The organism is Streptomyces sp. NPDC002825 (genome assembly GCF_040295385.1).
Classification (GTDB): Bacteria; Actinomycetota; Actinomycetes; order Streptomycetales; family Streptomycetaceae; genus Streptomyces.
The window spans coordinates 1-15,655 of record NZ_JBEOVH010000017.1 but is presented as its reverse complement, the minus strand read 5'-3'; the positions used below and the strand labels follow the sequence as shown (position 1 = coordinate 15,655).

16 protein-coding genes are annotated in these 15,655 nt (G+C 73.3%); 11 read left to right on the top strand and 5 right to left on the bottom strand.

The genetic code is table 11. From position 1 onward, the window contains the following. The first annotated feature begins 32 nt into the window (after positions 1-32). Positions 33-860, top strand: a complete 828-nt coding sequence (locus tag ABT041_RS22000) for a sulfurtransferase (RefSeq protein ID WP_351186906.1) — start codon at positions 33-35, stop codon at positions 858-860. Positions 861-1,222: 362 nt separating this feature from the next. Here the strand turns inward: ABT041_RS22000 and sepH are convergent, their stop codons facing one another. Then, positions 1,223-2,263: a septation protein SepH gene (gene sepH, locus ABT041_RS21995; protein ID WP_351186904.1), complete on the bottom strand. Its 1,041-nt coding sequence runs from the start codon at positions 2,261-2,263 to the stop codon at positions 1,223-1,225. A 465-nt stretch (positions 2,264-2,728) separates the two neighbouring features. Between sepH and ABT041_RS21990 the strand changes: the two genes are divergently transcribed. Further along, positions 2,729-3,613, top strand: coding sequence for a hypothetical protein (locus ABT041_RS21990; RefSeq protein WP_502976571.1), 885 nt, complete (start codon positions 2,729-2,731; stop codon positions 3,611-3,613). A gap of 3 nt (positions 3,614-3,616) precedes the next feature. Here the strand turns inward: ABT041_RS21990 and ABT041_RS21985 are convergent, their stop codons facing one another. Both ABT041_RS21985 and ABT041_RS21980 read right to left on the bottom strand, forming a co-directional pair. Beyond that, positions 3,617-4,966, bottom strand: coding sequence for a D-arabinono-1,4-lactone oxidase (locus ABT041_RS21985; RefSeq protein WP_351186900.1), 1,350 nt, complete (start codon positions 4,964-4,966; stop codon positions 3,617-3,619). Then, a complete protein-coding gene (locus ABT041_RS21980) occupies positions 4,896-6,167 on the bottom strand; it encodes an MFS transporter (RefSeq protein WP_351186898.1) in 1,272 nt (423 codons plus the stop codon). Before ABT041_RS21980 ends, ABT041_RS21985 begins: the two co-directional genes overlap by 71 nt. A gap of 166 nt (positions 6,168-6,333) precedes the next feature. Between ABT041_RS21980 and ABT041_RS21975 the strand changes: the two genes are divergently transcribed. Continuing rightward, on the top strand, positions 6,334-7,461 hold the full coding sequence (locus tag ABT041_RS21975; protein WP_351186896.1) for a ferrochelatase: 1,128 nt from the start codon (positions 6,334-6,336) through the stop codon (positions 7,459-7,461). Between the two features lie 10 nt (positions 7,462-7,471). After that, entirely contained in the window at positions 7,472-8,290 is an 819-nt protein-coding gene (locus tag ABT041_RS21970; RefSeq protein ID WP_351186894.1) for an inositol monophosphatase family protein, read from the top strand. Positions 8,291-8,428: 138 nt separating this feature from the next. Here the strand turns inward: ABT041_RS21970 and ABT041_RS21965 are convergent, their stop codons facing one another. Next, entirely contained in the window at positions 8,429-8,602 is a 174-nt protein-coding gene (locus tag ABT041_RS21965) for a hypothetical protein (protein ID WP_167352214.1), read from the bottom strand. A 375-nt stretch (positions 8,603-8,977) separates the two neighbouring features. Here ABT041_RS21965 and ABT041_RS21960 point away from each other — a divergent pair, with 375 nt between their 5' ends. The 4 genes from ABT041_RS21960 to ABT041_RS21945 all read left to right on the top strand — a co-directional run bounded on the left by ABT041_RS21960 (position 8,978) and on the right by ABT041_RS21945 (position 12,625). After that, positions 8,978-9,631: a response regulator transcription factor gene (locus ABT041_RS21960; protein ID WP_017237674.1), complete on the top strand. Its 654-nt coding sequence runs from the start codon at positions 8,978-8,980 to the stop codon at positions 9,629-9,631. A gap of 4 nt (positions 9,632-9,635) precedes the next feature. Next, the gene (locus tag ABT041_RS21955; protein ID WP_351186892.1) at positions 9,636-10,874 is read left to right on the top strand and encodes a sensor histidine kinase; all 1,239 of its coding nucleotides are present in this window, start codon (positions 9,636-9,638) and stop codon (positions 10,872-10,874) included. A gap of 395 nt (positions 10,875-11,269) precedes the next feature. After that, complete coding sequence (locus ABT041_RS21950) at positions 11,270-11,566, top strand: DUF4193 domain-containing protein (protein WP_003955561.1); 297 nt, start codon at positions 11,270-11,272, stop codon at positions 11,564-11,566. 12 nt (positions 11,567-11,578) lie between these two features. Further along, a complete protein-coding gene (locus ABT041_RS21945; RefSeq protein ID WP_351186890.1) occupies positions 11,579-12,625 on the top strand; it encodes a hypothetical protein in 1,047 nt (348 codons plus the stop codon). Here ABT041_RS21945 and ABT041_RS21940 read toward each other — a convergent pair. Beyond that, positions 12,622-13,125 (bottom strand): DUF3093 domain-containing protein, encoded by a 504-nt coding sequence (locus ABT041_RS21940; RefSeq protein ID WP_351186888.1) that lies wholly within the window; start codon positions 13,123-13,125, stop codon positions 12,622-12,624. The genes ABT041_RS21945 and ABT041_RS21940 overlap by 4 nt on opposite strands. A gap of 561 nt (positions 13,126-13,686) precedes the next feature. Here ABT041_RS21940 and ABT041_RS21935 point away from each other — a divergent pair. The 3 genes from ABT041_RS21935 to ABT041_RS21925 are packed head-to-tail and all read left to right on the top strand — an operon-like array spanning position 13,687 to position 15,546. After that, entirely contained in the window at positions 13,687-14,271 is a 585-nt protein-coding gene (locus tag ABT041_RS21935; RefSeq protein ID WP_351186886.1) for a PaaI family thioesterase, read from the top strand. Further along, a complete protein-coding gene (dut, locus tag ABT041_RS21930) occupies positions 14,271-14,783 on the top strand; it encodes a dUTP diphosphatase (RefSeq protein WP_351186884.1) in 513 nt (170 codons plus the stop codon). Before ABT041_RS21935 ends, dut begins: the two co-directional genes overlap by 1 nt. A 1-nt stretch (position 14,784) precedes the next feature. Beyond that, positions 14,785-15,546, top strand: coding sequence for a DUF3710 domain-containing protein (locus ABT041_RS21925; protein ID WP_351186882.1), 762 nt, complete (start codon positions 14,785-14,787; stop codon positions 15,544-15,546). The last annotated feature ends 109 nt before the right edge of the window (positions 15,547-15,655 follow it).

Below are 15,655 nucleotides of genomic sequence, written 5' to 3'. Positions count from 1 at the left end.
CGCGGCCGTGCGGCTGCGCGAGGATGGCTCCCATGAAGCCCATCATCTCCGCAAGCGAACTGCTGAGCGAGTCGGCCGGGCCGCGGCCGCCGGTCCTCCTGGACGTCCGGTGGACGCTCGGCGGCCCGCCCGGACGGCCCGCGTACGAGGCCGGCCACCTTCCCGGCGCCGTCTACGTCGACCTGGACGCGGAACTCGCCGGACCGCCCGGGAGTGGCGGCCGCCACCCGCTGCCCGACCCGGAGGTCTTCGGCGCCGCGATGCGCCGGGCGGGCGTCTCGAAGGACCGGCCGGTCGTCGTCTACGACGGCGGGCTCGGCTGGGGTGCCGCCCGCGCCTGGTGGCTGCTCCGCTGGGCGGGGCACCCGGACGTGCGGGTCCTGGACGGGGGCCTCGCGGCCTGGACGGGCGAGCTGACCGAGAAGGTCCCCGCCCCCGAGCCGGGCGACTTCCGGCCGGAACCGGGCGCCCTCGGACTGCTCGACGCCGACGCGGCGGCGGCGCTGGCCGGTACGGGGCTGCTGCTCGACGCGCGGGCGGCGGAGCGCTACCGGGGCGACGTGGAGCCGATCGACCGGGTCGGCGGGCACGTCCCGGGCGCGGTCTCGGCCCCGACGACCGAGAACGTCGACGCCGAGGGCCTCTTCCTGGCCGCCGACGTCCTGCGGGACCGCTTCACCGCGCTCGGCGCGACCGAGGGGACCCCGGTCGCCGTCTACTGCGGCTCGGGCGTCTCGGGCGCCCACGAGGTCCTCGCCCTGGAGATCGCGGGCATCCCCGCGGGCCTCTACGCGGGTTCCTGGTCGGAATGGTCCTCGGACCCGACCCGCCCGGTCGCCACGGGCCCGGACCCGCGCTAGGACCCGAGTGACCGGGGCGTACGGGGCGGGCGCGCACCGGCCCGGGGCCGTACGGGCAGGGCCGGCGCCAGAACCCCGAGTAAGCGAGGCGTAGGGGCGGGCCCGCGTCGGTACGCAGGCGTACGGGCAGGGCCCGCGCTGGTACCCGAGTAGCTGACGTACGGGCGGGGCCCGCGCCGGCAAGTGGCGGACGTACGGGCGGCGGGCCCGGCCCAGTACCCAGGTGTACGGGGGAGGGTGCCCACCCGTACCCAGGCGTACGGGGGAAGGCGCCCAGCCGTACGCGGGAGGGCCCCGTCAGTACCCGGTCGTACGCGGAGGGCCCGCGTCCTCCAGAGGCGCGGGCCCTCCCCGTACAGCCGTCAGTCCTGCTTCTTCCTTCGGGTGCCGAAGACGATCTCGTCCCAGCTCGGTACCGCGGCGCGGCGGCCCGGGCGGACGCCGTCCGCCTCGGCCTGTCGGTCGGTGGCGCCGTGCAGCCGGTCCCGGTGGCCCGAGACGGCGCGCGGCATCAGGACGTCGGCGTAGGCCGAGCCCGCGCCCGCCGAGGCGGCCGGGGCCGGCGGCTCCTCCGCCTCCGCCTCCTCCGAGGGCTCGGTGTCGGGCGGCTCGGGGACGACCATGTCGCCGCGGAAGCTCGGCACCGCCTCCAGGAGGCTCGTCAGCGAGTCCCGCTCCTCCTCCGGCTCGACGGGCGCGGGAGCCCGCTCCAGCTGGCGGTCGGACCGGTCGATCTGGCGGTCCAGGGCGCGGTCGAGCGGCCTGTCCCGGGGCAGCCGGGCGATGCGCGGCACGAACGGGAAGCTCGGCTCCGGCGCGGCGGCGATCGTGTCGTCCGTCTCGCCGATCAGGGCCCGCGCCTCGTCGTCGACCGCCTGGACGAGCCGCCGCGGCGGGTCGTACGTCCAGCTGGCCGTGTGGACCTCGCCCGCGACCCGGTAGACGAGCAGCACCTCCCAGGTGCCGTCGTCGCGCCGCCAGGAGTCCCACTGCACGGTGTCCTTCTCGGCGCCGCGCAGCAGCAGCCGCTCCTGCACCGCCTCGCCGAGCTGCGGGCCGCTGTTCTCCCCGGGCCTGCGGACCGGGGTCTTGCGGGCGCGCTCGGCCATGAAGGCGCGCTCCGCGAGCACGGGGCCCTCGAAGCGGCGCACGCGGTCGACGGGGATGCCGGCGAGCTGGGCGACCTCCTCCGCGGAGGCACCGGCTCGTATCCGCGCCTGGATGTCGCGGGGGCGGAGGTGGCTCTCCACCTCGATCTCGATCTGGCCGAGGCGCGCGCGGTCGTTGCGCACGGCGGCACGGAGCCGCTCGTCGATCGGAAGCGTGTACTCCGTGCTGTCAGCAGCCTTCAGCACCAGTCGTGTGCCGTCGTTGGAGACGGCCACGACACGCAGTTCGGGCATGGGGACCTCCCGGGTGGTGCCTGCCGACGTCACGTGCGTCGCTGCTTCCGCTAGTCGAGTGTGGCCTGCCCGGGTGCAGCCTGCCACTACCTTGCCGAGTTGCCCGGCGTGTCGGGCATGGACCCTGGAACGCCGTTATGGCACGGTTACCTGATCGCTACCCGGAGTGACTGGCGGTCACTCTGTGCAGCCGGTTCCCGTGCGATGCCGAGGCGCCGCCGGTTCGAGCGCCGTGTCCGGCCCCCTCCCCGTGATCGCGGGCACCCGTGAGGGCGTCCGGACCCAGGGTTCGTCAATGTACTCCATTCGGGCCACCTGGGTGGACCGGCGCGCCGCTCAACTTCTCGGGCGGTACGGGAGTTGAGTCTCCGCGATCTTCCCCCGTACGTGTCGCTCTTCACAGAAACAGCAGAAACGGAACTATTCGCTTCTCCTGTTTGTCCCTTCTGGGTGCAAGGCGAACGGATGAACCATCAGGGGCTGGAGATGCGTCACAGGCCGGAAACCGACAGGGACGAGCCGGAGGAGGGCGGGGACAGCGGCAGGAGAAGGATCGACCTGAGTGTGGCTCAGGTCTCCGGCAGTGCCCTGGCCGCGGTCGTCGCCGCCAAACTCGCCTCGACGCTCGGCGTGTACGGCACGATCCTCGGCGCCGGTGTGATCAGTGTCATCGCGACCTGCGGCGGACCGCTCTTCCAGCACCTCTTCAAGCGCACCGGCGAGCAGGTCCGGGACGTGACCGCGGCGGCCAAGCCGAAGGCGCGTCAGGTCCCGGTCCCCGCCGGGCCGCAGGACGACCGGACCCTCCTGCTCACCACGGTCCCGGCCCCGCTCCCGTCCGACGAGGAGTTCGGCGAGGCGACCACCCACGGCACCCGCGTCCGGGGCTGGAAGCGCCCGGCGATCGCCGCCGCCCTGGTCTTCGGCGTCACCATGGGGGGCATCACCGCCTACGAACTGGTCGCCGGGCAGGACTTCAGCGGCAGGCAGGGCACCACCACCTTCGGTTCCGCGGTCCGCGGAGGCGGGAGCGCGGAGCGGGACGCGCCGGACCGGCAGCAGGACCCCGCGCCCGCGCCCTCGGGATCCGCCGACGGCACCGGACGGCAGCAGGGCGGCACCGGCACCCCCACGACGGGAGCCACGCCGACCCGCGAGCCGGCCACCGGGACCCCGTCGGCCGAGCCCACCCCTTCCGGTTCCGCCGGTGGCGGGACGACTCCGGCGCCGACGCCGACCGGTCCGACGACGGAACCGACCGCGCCGACCCAGGAGCCGGCCACGGGACAGCCCGAGGCCCCGGCCACCCAGGCCCCGGCGCCGGCCGGGGCCGACGGGGGAGCCGAGTGACCGTCAGTCGCCCAGGACCCGGCGCAGATAGTCGTTGGCGAACAGCCGGTCCGGGTCGAGCCGGTCGCGCAGCGCCGTGAACTCGGCGAAGCGCGGATAGGCCTCGGAGAGGTAGGCGGCGTCGCGGGTGTGGACCTTGCCCCAGTGGGGGCGGCCCCCGTGCGCCGTCATGATGCGCTCCACCGCGGTGAAGTACCCGTGGTGGGGCGTTCCCTTGTAGAGGTGGACGGCGATGTACGCGCTCTCCCGGCCCGAGGCCGTGGACAGCGCGATGTCGTCCGCCGGGGCCGTGCGCACCTCCACCGGGAAGCTCACCTTGAGCGGCGAGCGCTCGATCATCGCCTTGAGCTCGCGCAGCGCGGCGACCGCCGCCTCACGCGGAAGCGCGTACTCCATCTCCAGGAAGCGGACCCGGCGGGGCGAGGTGAAGACCTTGTACGGGATGTCGGTGTACGTACGGGCCGACAGGGCCCGGCTGGAGACCTTGGCGATCGACGGGATGACCGGCGGCACCGCCCGGCCGAGCGAGCAGGCGAGTTGGAAGATCCCGTTGGAGAGGAGTTCGTCCTCGACCCAGCCGCCGATCCGCCCGGGGGGAGCGGCGGGGCCCGCGCTGCGGTTGTTGCGCTTGGTGTTGCAGTTGTCCGTGTGGGGGAACCAGTAGAACTCGAAGTGCTCGTTCTCCGCGTGCAGCGCGTCGAAGTCCGAGGTGACCCGGTCGAAGCTCATCGGCTCCTCGCGCGCGGTGAGCAGGAATATGGGCTCCACCGCGAAGGTGATCGCCGTGATCACCCCGAGGGCGCCGAGCCCGATCCTGGCGGCCGCGAAGACCTCGGGATTCTCCTTCTCCGAGCAGGTGAGCAGCTCGCCCGAGGCCGTGACCAGCTCCAGCTCGCGGATCTGCGCGGCGATGGAGGCCGACTCGCGGCCCGTGCCGTGCGTGCCGGTGGAGGTGGCGCCGGCGACGGTCTGCTCCATGATGTCGCCCATGTTCGTGAGCGACAGGCCCTCCCGGGCCAGCGCCACGTTGAGCCGCTTCAGCGGGGTGCCCGACTCGACCGTCACGGTCATCGCCTCGCGGTCGATCCGCCGGATCCCGGTCAGCAGTCCCGGCCGGATCAGTACGCCGTCGGTGGCCGCGATCGAGGTGAAGGAGTGGCCGGTGCCGACGGTCTTGACCCGCAGCCCGTCCTCGGCCGCGCGGCGCACCGCCTCGGCGAGCTCCTCGGCCGAGGCCGGGCTCACCTCCCGTACGGGGCGGGAGGTGATGTTCCCCGCCCAGTTACGCCACGGGCTGCTCGCCGTCCTGGCGCTCCCCGACCCCGCTGTCCCCGCTGCTGTCGTGCTGCCCACGCTGCCCCTCCCGGTTCGGCGCCGGCCTGCGCAGCCGGCGGTGTCCGAGGAGACCCACCGCGACCGCGAGCGCGCCCGAGACGACGGGCACCACGTACCCCGCCTCCGCCCCCGACGCGTCGACCACCCAGCCGGCGGCCGAGGAGCCGAGCGCCACGCCGATCGCGAGCCCGGTACCCGTCCAGGTCATGCCCTCGGTCAGCTTGGTGCGCGGTACGTGCGCTTCGACGAGGGCCATGGTGGTCACCATCGTCGGCGCGATGGACAGGCCCGCGACAAAGAGCGCCACGGCCAGCAACGGCAGGTTCCCGGCCAGTAGGAGGGGGATCATACTCACGGCCATCGCGCACAGGCCCAGGAGCCACCTGCGGGACGCCTGGCCCTTGAGGTGGAGCAGTCCGAAGACGGCGCCCGCCAGACCGGAGCCCAGCGCGTAGACGGCCAGGACCAGGCTCGCGGCGGCCTTCCTGCCCTGCTCCTCGGCGAAGGCCACGGTCACCACGTCCACCGAGCCGAAGATGGCGCCGGTGGCGACGAAGGCGAGGGTGAGCACCTGGAGGCCGCGGGAGCGGAGCGCGGAGGCGCCCCGGGCGCCCTCCTTGGGGTGCGGCACCGGCTCCGTGGCGCGCTGCGAGGTCAGCCAGAAGACGCCGACGGCCAGGAACGCGCCGGCGAACAGCGGACCGGCCTCCGGGAACCAGGCCGTGGACAGGCCGATGGAGAGGATCGGGCCGAAGATGAAGCACACCTCGTCCACGATCGACTCCCAGGAGTACGCCGTGTGCAGGCGCCGCTCCTCGCCCCGGTAGATCTCCGCCCAGCGGGCGCGGGTCATCGCGCCGACGCTCGGCACACAGCCGATCACGGCCGTGAAGACGAACAGGGTCCAGTCCGGGGCCTTCTGCTGCACGCACAGGAGCAGTCCGGCGGCCGCGGTCAGCGAGACCAGCGTGACCGGGCGGAGCACCTTGCGCTGTCCGTGCCGGTCGACCAGGCGCGAGACCAGGGGGCCGAGGACCGCGGCGGACATCGCGAGCGTCGCCGAGAGGGCGCCCGCCAGGCCGTACCGGCCGGTGACCTGCGAAATCATGGTCACGATGCCGATGCCCATCATGGACAGCGGCATCCGGCCGAGGAATCCCGCGACGGAGAACGAGGCGGTTCCGGGCGCCGCGAAGATCGCGCGGTAGGGACTGGGCAAGAGAGGTCCTTGGTCAACACGTGTAATTAACGGCTAAAGTCTACGGTGTTGAAGTCGGTCGGTCATCCCCATTTTTCGGACGAACGCTCATGGACGGGTTTTCGGACGAACACCCCCGGACAGGCCGCGCCCTTGGCCGCCGCCGGCGGGTGGGAGGATCGGTGCCATGTCCGATCAGCACGATCCCGCCCCGTACGACGCCCTGCTGCTGCTCTCCTTCGGCGGCCCCGAGGGCCCGGACGACGTGGTCCCGTTCCTCGAGAACGTGACGCGCGGCCGCGGCATCCCGAAGGAACGGCTCAAGGAAGTGGGGCAGCACTACTTCCTCTTCGGCGGCGTCTCCCCGATCAACGACCAGAACCGCGCGCTCCTCGACGCGCTGCGGACCGACTTCGCGCAGGCCGGGCTCGGTCTGCCGGTCTACTGGGGAAACCGGAACTGGGCGCCGTACCTCACCGACACCCTCCGCGAGATGATCACCGACGGGCGGCGCCACATCGCCGTCCTCACCACCAGCGCGTACGCCTCCTACTCCGGCTGCCGCCAGTACCGCGAGAACCTCGCCGACGCGCTCGCCACCCTGGAGGCGGAGGGGCTCCCGCTGCCCCGGGTCGACAAGCTCCGGCACTACTTCAACCACCCCGGCTTCGTCGAGCCCATGATCGAGGGCGTCCTCGCCTCCCTCGCCGAGCTCGACCCGTCCGTGCGGGACGGCGCCCACCTCGCCTTCACCACGCACTCCATCCCCGACTCCGCCGCCGACAGCTCAGGACCGGTCACCGAGCACGGCGAGGGCGGGGCCTATGTCCGCCAGCACCTCGACGTGGCCCGGGTCATCGCCGACGCCGTCCGCGAGGAGACCGGCGTCGACCACCCCTGGAAGCTCGTCTACCAGTCCCGCAGCGGCGCCCCCCACATCCCGTGGCTGGAGCCCGACATCTGCGACCACCTGGAGGAGCTGCACGGGGCCGGCGTGCCCGCCGCCGTCATGGTCCCGATCGGCTTCGTCTCCGACCACATGGAGGTCCTCTACGACCTCGACACCGAGGCCACGGCCAAGGCGGCCGAGCTCGGGCTGCCCGTCCGGCGCTCGGCGACCGTCGGGGCCGACCCGCGCTTCGCCGCCGCCGTCCGCGAGCTCGTCCTGGAGCGCGCCGCCGGCGAGCGGGGGGCCAGGGTCGAGCGCTGCGCCCTCGGTGCGCTCGGCCCCTCCCACGACCTCTGCCCCATCGGCTGCTGCCCGGCCAGGGCGGAGCGGCCCGCCGCGGCCGGCGCCGACAGCCCGTACGCGTAAGGAGTTCAGCGTGACCGACGTTTCCGACGTACCCGATCCCCTGCTCACCGAACTGCTCGACCTCGCCCTGGAGGCCGCGCGGCGGGCCGGAGCGCTGCTCCGCGACGGCCGGCCCGACGACCTGGCCGTCGCCCAGACCAAGTCGAGCCCCATCGACGTGGTCACCGAGATGGACATCGCCGCCGAGAAGCTGATCACCGGCTTCCTCTCCGAGCACCGCCCGCAGGACGGCTTCCTCGGGGAGGAGGGCGCGTCGAGCCCCGGGACCAGCGGGATCCGCTGGGTGATCGACCCGCTCGACGGCACCGTGAACTACCTGTACGGCCTGCCCACCTGGGCGGTCTCGATCGCCGCCGAACGGGACGGCGAGACCGTCGTCGGCGTCGTCGAGGCCCCGATGCGCGGCGAGACGTACCACGCCGTCCTCGGCGGCGGCGCGTACGCGGGGGAGCGGCGTCTCGCCGTCCGCCCCTCGCCCGCGCTCGACCAGGCCCTCCTCGGCACCGGCTTCGGCTACATCCAGACCCGCCGCGCCCACCAGGCGGACGTGGCCCAGCAGGTCATCCCGCGCGTCCGCGACATCCGCCGCGGCGGCTCGGCCGCCATCGACCTCTGCGACGTCGCCGCAGGCCGCCTCGACGCGTACTACGAGCGCGGCCTCAACCCCTGGGACCTGGCCGCGGGCGCGCTCATCGCCCGCGAGGCCGGCGGCCTCACCGGCGGCCGCCCCGGCGAGCCGGAGTCCGGCGAACTGACGCTCGCCGCCTCCCCGGGCCTCTTCGCCCCGCTCCAGGAGCTCCTGGAGGAGCTGGGGGCCTGGCACGACTAGCCCTCCCGGCGGCCGGGAGACGGACGCACGTGGGCCCCGGTGCCGGGACGGCGCCGGGGCCCACGCGTGCGTACGGTCGGACGGCCGCGGATCGGGCGTGCGGGCCGGACGGGTGTACGGGTCGGACAGGTGGGACGGTCAGACTCCCGGCGCGGCCACCTCCACGCCGTGCTCGGCGGCCAGCCGGTGCAGGTCGTCCAGCTCCGCCTGCTCCATCTCCGCCAGGTAGTCGTCGCCCGTCTCACGGGCCCGCGTGAGGTCCGTCTGCGTGGTCCTGATGCGGTGCAGCAGTCCTGCGGTGAAAGCGTCCATCGTGCGCCCCCTCCTCGTGGGTCCGGTGGCACGGGGGTGTGCCGAGGGTGGGTGGATCACACACTGCAAACTCTGGGGGACAGAGAGCGGTAGGTGGCGCGCCACATACAGGGCGTGATCACGGGGTGTGCAGTCGTCCTCCCCAGCCCTTTCCTCAGAGAAACCTCAACTGGCCCGAGAATCCGGTGAATTCTTGGTTCCGGCCCGCGCGCCCCACCGCGCGCCCCCGCTCGACAGCCGCCCGCCCCGGGCCCCGCACCCCCGTCTTACAGCCGGTTTACGCGCGTACGGGGCAGGATGGACACGCACAGTCAGTGCTCGGATTTCAGCCGGTCCCCACCTCGGACAATGGCTCAACGGGAAAGGATCTACGACGTGCGCGTACTCGTCGTCGAGGACGAGCAGCTGCTCGCCGATGCGGTGGCCACCGGACTGCGCCGGGAGGCCATGGCCGTCGACGTCGTGTACGACGGCGCCGCGGCTCTGGAGCGCGTGGGGGTCAACGACTACGACGTCGTCGTCCTCGACCGCGACCTCCCGCTCGTCCACGGCGACGACGTCTGCCGCAAGATCGTCGAGCTCGGCATGCCCACCCGCGTCCTGATGCTCACCGCCTCCGGCGACGTCAGCGACCGCGTCGAGGGCCTGGAGCTCGGGGCGGACGACTACCTCCCCAAGCCCTTCGCCTTCACCGAGCTCACCGCGCGCGTGCGCGCCCTCGGCCGCCGCACCACCGTCCCGCTCCCGCCCGTCCTGGAGCGCGCCGGCATCAAGCTCGACCCGAACCGCCGCGAGGTCTTCCGCGAGGGCAAGGAGGTCCAGCTCGCGCCGAAGGAGTTCGCCGTCCTGGAGGTCCTCATGCGCAGCGAGGGCGCCGTCGTCTCGGCCGAGCAGCTCCTGGAGAAGGCCTGGGACGAGAACACCGACCCCTTCACCAACGTCGTGCGCGTCACCGTCATGACCCTGCGTCGCAAGCTCGGCGAGCCGCCGGTCATCGTCACCGTGCCCGGCTCCGGGTACCGGATCTGAGCCGATGGCCACGACCCCCGCGCCCCACCCGCAGGCGCCGCCGAAACCGACCTGGGACCCCCGGGACCCGGTCCGGCCGTTGCTGCGCCCGACCATCCGGATACGGCTCACACTGCTCTACGGCGGGATGTTCCTGATCGCCGGCATCCTGCTGCTGTCGATCATCTACCTCTTCACCGCCCAGGCCCTCAGCGACAGCACCTCCCAGCTGCCGTTCAAGGTCGTCAACGGCACGGTCCAGCCCACCACCTCCTGGTGCCGGCTGCCCGAGTCGCCCACCGGTGACCAGCTCAACGACGCCGTCACGCTCTGCCTGCGGCACCAGAGCGACATCGCCCTCGACGACCTCCTGCGCCGCTCCCTCTTCGCCCTGCTCGGCCTGAGCATCATCGCCTTCGCCTTCGGCTACGCCATGGCGGGACGGGTGCTCTCCCCGCTCGGCCGGATCACCCGCACCGCCCGCCAGGTGGCCGGCTCCGACCTGTCCCGGCGGATCGAGCTGGACGGCCCCGACGACGAGCTCAAGGAGCTCGCCGACACCTTCGACGAGATGCTGGACCGCCTGGAGCGGGCCTTCACGGCCCAGCAGCGGTTCGTCGCGAACGCCTCGCACGAGCTGCGGACCCCGCTCGCGATCAACCGCACCCTCCTGGAGGTCCACCTCTCGGATCCCGGGGCACCGGTGGAGCTCCAGCAGCTCGGCAAGACGCTGCTCGCCACCAACGAGCGCAGCGAACAGCTCGTCGAGGGCCTGCTGCTGCTCGCCCGGAGCGACAACCAGATCATCGAGCGCAAACCCGTCGACCTGGCCGAGGCCGCCGAGCGGGGCGTCGACCAGGTGCACGCCGAGGCCGAGGCCAAGGGCGTGGAGATCCGCGGCGAGCGCGCGCCCGCCGTGGTCCAGGGCAACGGCGTGCTCCTCGAACGGATCGCGCTGAACCTGCTCCAGAACGCCGTCCGGTACAACGTGCCGGAGGGTGGCTGGGTGGAGGTCACCACCGAGGCCAAGGACGGCCAGGCGGTCCTGGTCGTCTCGAACACGGGACCGGTGGTCCCCGCGTACGAGATCGACAACCTCTTCGAGCCGTTCCGGCGGCTCCGGCAGGAGCGGACCGGCAGCGACAAGGGGGTCGGTCTCGGCCTGTCGATCGCCCGATCCGTGGCGAGAGCCCACGGCGGCCGTATCATCGCGGAGCCGCGCGAGGGCGGCGGACTCGTGATGCGCGTCACTCTGCCGATCTGACACACTGCACGGGCCGACCGGTTCCGTTCGCTTTGCGCGGAATTCCGGAGCCCCGATTCTGAGACGCTCATGTGTGATCGATCACAGGAGAGGGTGTCCGGCCCTCCACTCTCCGTGACCGGGAAATCCCTCGGAAAACCAGGAAAAGTCCGGGTTTCCGGGGCCCGGAATGACGGGAAGTACACGGGGTGGCACCCGTGAGGGCCGCCCGGAGGACCGTGTACGGTCCGGTTCGCCACCCGAAGCCGATCACTCGCGAGAGTGCGCGACGGGTGTCGATTGAGTAACAGACCTTGATGTGAGGCAAAATCTCCGCCTCAGGTCGGGCACAAGTCCGACCTCTCACGCGTTACGTGCGCTGGAGACACCGCAACCACCCAGAGGGGGAGAGCGACATGGCAACGGATTACGACACCCCACGCAAGACCGACGACGACGTCGACTCGGACAGCCTTGAAGAACTGAAGGCCCGCCGGAACGACAAGTCGACCTCGACCGTCGACGTCGACGAGTTCGAGGCCGCCGAAGGCCTGGAGCTTCCCGGCGCCGACCTCTCGAACGAGGAGCTGGCCGTCCGGGTCCTGCCCAAGCAGGCCGACGAGTTCACCTGCATGAGCTGCTTCCTCGTGCACCACCGCAGCCAGCTGGCGCGGGAGAAGAACGGCCAGCCGATCTGCCGCGACTGCGACTGAGACCGCTCGGCCGTGGCAGGCGACAACCCGTCCCGGAAGCGGCGTCTGCGGCTCCCCGGGAGCCCGGAGACGCACAAGGGCGGCCCGGGCCCGGCAGAGGGCGCCCAGGAGGCACCTGAAGCCGAGCGCGCCGCCTCCCTGCCCTCCCTCGGCGCACGTGACGACGAGCGAGGCCTCCCGGCCTCGCTCGAAGCAGTCATCGAGGTCGCCGAGACGGATACGGCACGCCTGCCCGAGGGGCAGGAACAGGCCGGGCAGGCCGAAGCACGGCAGGGCGGACGCTTCGGCGCCGTCCGGCGCCTCGCCAACCCGGCGCGGGCCCAGCTCGACCGGATCAGGATCGATCCCGGCCGGATCGACGCCGTTCGGCGCGGCGTCACGCAGGGCGTCCGGAAGGGCGTGAAGCGCGGCGGAGACAGCGCCAGGGCCGGCCTCGGCCATCTCGCCGACCGGCTGATCGAACTCGCCCCGCGGATCCCCGTCCGCGACCTGGCGACCCTGCGCCGACAGTTCCCCGGGCTCGGCCCCGAGCAGATCGCCGACAAGCTCGTCGCCGGCGCGGCGAACGCGAGCTCGACCGTGGGCGCGGGCGTCGGCGCCGCCGCCATGCTCCCCGTGCCCCCGGCCCTGCCGGCCGAACTGGCGGCCGAGATCACCGGCGTCGCCGCCGTGGAGCTCAAACTCATCGCCGAACTGCACGAGGTCTACGGGCTGCGGCCCCCCGGCCGGATCACCCAGCGTTCGACGGCCTATCTGACCTCCTGGGCCGAGGAGCGGGGCATCGACCCCACCAGGCCCACCACGGTCAACGCCGCACTAGGCGGCCAGCTCAAGCGCGAACTGCGCCAGCAGATCATGAAGCGCATGGTGCGCAACCTGCCGAACCTCATGCCCTTCATGGTGGGCGCCGCCGTCGGCGCCGTCATGAACCGCCGCGACACCAAGAAGCTCGCCGCGCACATCCGCAAGGACCTCCGCGCCCGCCAGATCCCCTGGGACGCCCTCCCGGAGCTGCCCCCGCTGGAGCAGCCCGAGAACCCCGAGGAACTGGGCTTCTAGCCGCCGAGCGGGGCGCGCTCCGCCTCCAGGGCCGCGACCAGCGCCTCCGGCTCGCGGCTGGACAGGTACACGTACGGCGTCGGGTCCGCCGGGTCCGTCACCTCGACCCGTACCGCCCCCGGCACATAGCTGCGCATCAGCATGAAGGCGCGCGGGTCCGCCTTGTGGGTGCGCCAGGCGCGCGCCTCCTCCGCGTCCAGCGCCTCGGCCGCCCCGAGCGCCGAGACCGGGATCCGGGCGTCGCCCGCCACCAGCGAACCGGCCACCACCCGGATCCGGGCGGAGCCGTACGAGGAGACCGCCACCCCGGCGAGGACGGCGGCCACGATGATGCCGCCCAGCATCGGGACCGTGCCCAGCGGGAACATGATCAGACCGCCGGAAAGACCGAGCAGACCCACGATCACCCACCACGAGCGCGGCGCCGTGAGCCGCTCGTCGAAGCGCGGCGCGGCGGCGGGCGCGGGGGAGGGGGCCTGGGACGGTACGGAAGGCTGCATGCGACCAAGCTTGGCACGGCGCGAGCGACGCCCGCCCGCGTGGGTGCCGGCACGGCGAGACCCGGGCGCGCGTGCGTGGGCCCGGGACGGCGTGAGCGACGCCCCACCCCCCGCCGTGACCCGCCCCGTCCCCGTGGGGCCCGGCACGGCGCGAGCCGCGCGGTCGGGCGTGGGTCCGGCACGGCGTGAGTGACGCCCACCCCCCGCCGTGACCCGCCCCGTCCTCGTGGGGCCCGGCACGGCGCGAGCCGCGCGGTCGGGTGTGGGCCCGGGACGGCGTGAGTGACGCCCACCCCCCGCCGTGACCCGCCCCGTCCTCGTGGGGCCCGGCACGGCGTGAGCCGCGCGGTCGGGCGTGGGTCCGGCACGGCGTGAGCGACGCCCCACCCCCGCCGTGACCCGCCCCGTCCCCGTGGGGCCCGGCACGGCGTGAGCCGCGCGGTCGGGTATGGGCCCGGGACGGCGTGAGCGACGCCCCACCCCCCGCCGTGACCCGCCCCGTCCCCGTGGGGCCCGGCACGGCGCGACCTGCGGGCATCCGCGCGGGTAAGGTCTGCGGCTGTGACTGCAACATCTGCCGCCCTCACCCCGCCGGCCGACGCCATACCGCCGGTACGCCACCCCGACGCGCCCGCCCCCGGCGAGCTGCTCGGTGCGCACTACGAGCACTGCTTCGGGTGCGGCGGCGGGCAGCCCCACGGCCTCCACCTGGAAGCGCGCGCGGGCGAGGGCGTGACCGTCACCGCCGAGTTCACGGTGACCCCCGACCACCAGGGCGCCCCCGGCCTCGCGCACGGCGGCGTGCTCGCCACCGCGCTCGACGAGACCCTCGGCTCCCTGAACTGGCTGCTGCGGGTCATCGCCGTGACCGGACGCCTGGAGACCGACTTCGCCCGGCCCGTCCCGGTCGGCACGGTCCTCCACCTGGAGGCCGCCGTCACCGCCGTGCACGGCCGCAAGATCTACTCGACCGCCGTCGGCCGGATCGGGGGGCCCGAGGGCCCCGTCGCGGTCCGCGCCGACGCCCTCTTCATCGAGGTCAAGGTCGACCACTTCATCGACAACGGCCGCCCGGAGGAGATCCAGGCCGCCATGTCCGACCCCGACCAGGTCCGGCGCGCCCGCGCCTTCGAGGTGAACCCCTGATGCGCAACCCTGTCGACGTACTGATCCGGCGCCTGGACCCGGAGGTGCCGATCCCGGCCTACGGGCACCCCGGCGACGCCGGAGCCGACCTGGTGACCACCGAGGCCGCCGTGCTGGCCCCCGGCGAGCGCGCCGTGCTGCCCACCGGGGTCTCCATCGCCCTCCCGGACGGGTACGCGGCCTTCGTGCACCCGCGCTCCGGTCTCGCCGCCCGCTGCGGAGTGGCGCTCGTGAATGCCCCGGGGACGGTGGATGCCGGGTACCGTGGAGAGATCAAGGTGATCGTGGTCAATCTCGACCCGCGCGAGGACGTGCGGTTCGAACGATTCGATCGGATCGCCCAGCTTGTCGTCCAGCAGGTCGAGAAGGTTCGCTTCCACGAGGTGGCGGAGCTTCCCGGTTCGGCGCGGGCCGAGGGGGGCTTCGGTTCCACCGGCGGTCATGCCGCCGTGGACGGCACAACGGGTGGGAATCGATACGCTTCGGTCGTATCCGACCGGGAAGGACAGTGACGTGTTCGGACGTCGCAAGAAGAGCGGTGCCGCCGAGGACGCGGCGAGCGAGGCCGAGCAGGTCGTCGACGCGGTGGAGGGCGAGGACGCGGCCGAGGCGCCGCGCCGCGTGAACCTTCCGCCGGCGCCCCGGCCCGACGGACCCTGGGACATCTCCGAGGTAGCCAAGCCCGACGAGGGCCGCGTGGACCTCGGCGGGATCTTCGTGCCCGGAGTCGAGGGCATGGAGCTGCGGGTGGAGGTGGCGGGCGACGCGATCGTCGCGGCCACCGTCGTGCTGCGCGACAGCGCCGTACAGCTGCAGGCCTTCGCCGCCCCCAAGAACGAGGGCATCTGGGGCGAGGTCCGCGACGAGATCGCCACCGGCATCGTCCAGCAGGGCGGTGCCATCGACGAGGTCGAGGGCCCCCTCGGCTGGGAGCTGCGGGCGCAGGTCCCGGTGCAGCTGCCGGACGGCAACCGCGGCGTGCAGCTGGTGCGCTTCGTGGGCGTCGACGGACCCCGCTGGTTCCTGCGCGGAGTGATCTCCGGGCAGGGCGCGGTCCAGCCCGAGGCCGCCGGCCTCCTGGAGCAGATCGTCCGGGACACCGTGGTCGTCCGCGGCGAGGGTCCGATGGCCCCCCGCGACCCGATCGTCCTCAAGCTGCCGAACGACGCGCAGATGGTGCCGGACGGCGTGCAGCAGGAGGAGCAGGAGAACTCCCGCTTCTCGGGCGGCATGGGTCAGCTTCAGCGCGGCCCGGAGATCTCCGAGATCCGCTGAACCCCCGTCGGGCCGCCGTGGTGGCCCGGCATGATCGAGACACGGCCGGGGGGGGGGGGGGGGGGGCGCCGCGGGGGGGGGAGGGGGGCGGCCGGTGGGAACAGAAGAG

What these genes read in the sequence shown, in the direction of transcription:
- sepH (WP_351186904.1), bottom strand. Translation starts at nt 2,263, where the DNA reads ATGCCCGAACTGCGTGTCGTGGCCGTCTCCAACGACGGCACACGACTG.
- ABT041_RS21955 (WP_351186892.1), top strand. Translation starts at nt 9,636, where the DNA reads ATGGCCACGACCCCCGCGCCCCACCCGCAGGCGCCGCCGAAACCGACC.
- dut (WP_351186884.1), top strand. Translation starts at nt 14,271, where the DNA reads ATGCGCAACCCTGTCGACGTACTGATCCGGCGCCTGGACCCGGAGGTG.
- ABT041_RS22000 (WP_351186906.1), top strand. Translation starts at nt 33, where the DNA reads ATGAAGCCCATCATCTCCGCAAGCGAACTGCTGAGCGAGTCGGCCGGG.
- ABT041_RS21990 (WP_502976571.1), top strand. Translation starts at nt 2,729, where the DNA reads ATGAACCATCAGGGGCTGGAGATGCGTCACAGGCCGGAAACCGACAGG.
- ABT041_RS21950 (WP_003955561.1), top strand. Translation starts at nt 11,270, where the DNA reads ATGGCAACGGATTACGACACCCCACGCAAGACCGACGACGACGTCGAC.
- ABT041_RS21975 (WP_351186896.1), top strand. Translation starts at nt 6,334, where the DNA reads ATGTCCGATCAGCACGATCCCGCCCCGTACGACGCCCTGCTGCTGCTC.
- ABT041_RS21965 (WP_167352214.1), bottom strand. Translation starts at nt 8,602, where the DNA reads ATGGACGCTTTCACCGCAGGACTGCTGCACCGCATCAGGACCACGCAG.
- ABT041_RS21940 (WP_351186888.1), bottom strand. Translation starts at nt 13,125, where the DNA reads ATGCAGCCTTCCGTACCGTCCCAGGCCCCCTCCCCCGCGCCCGCCGCC.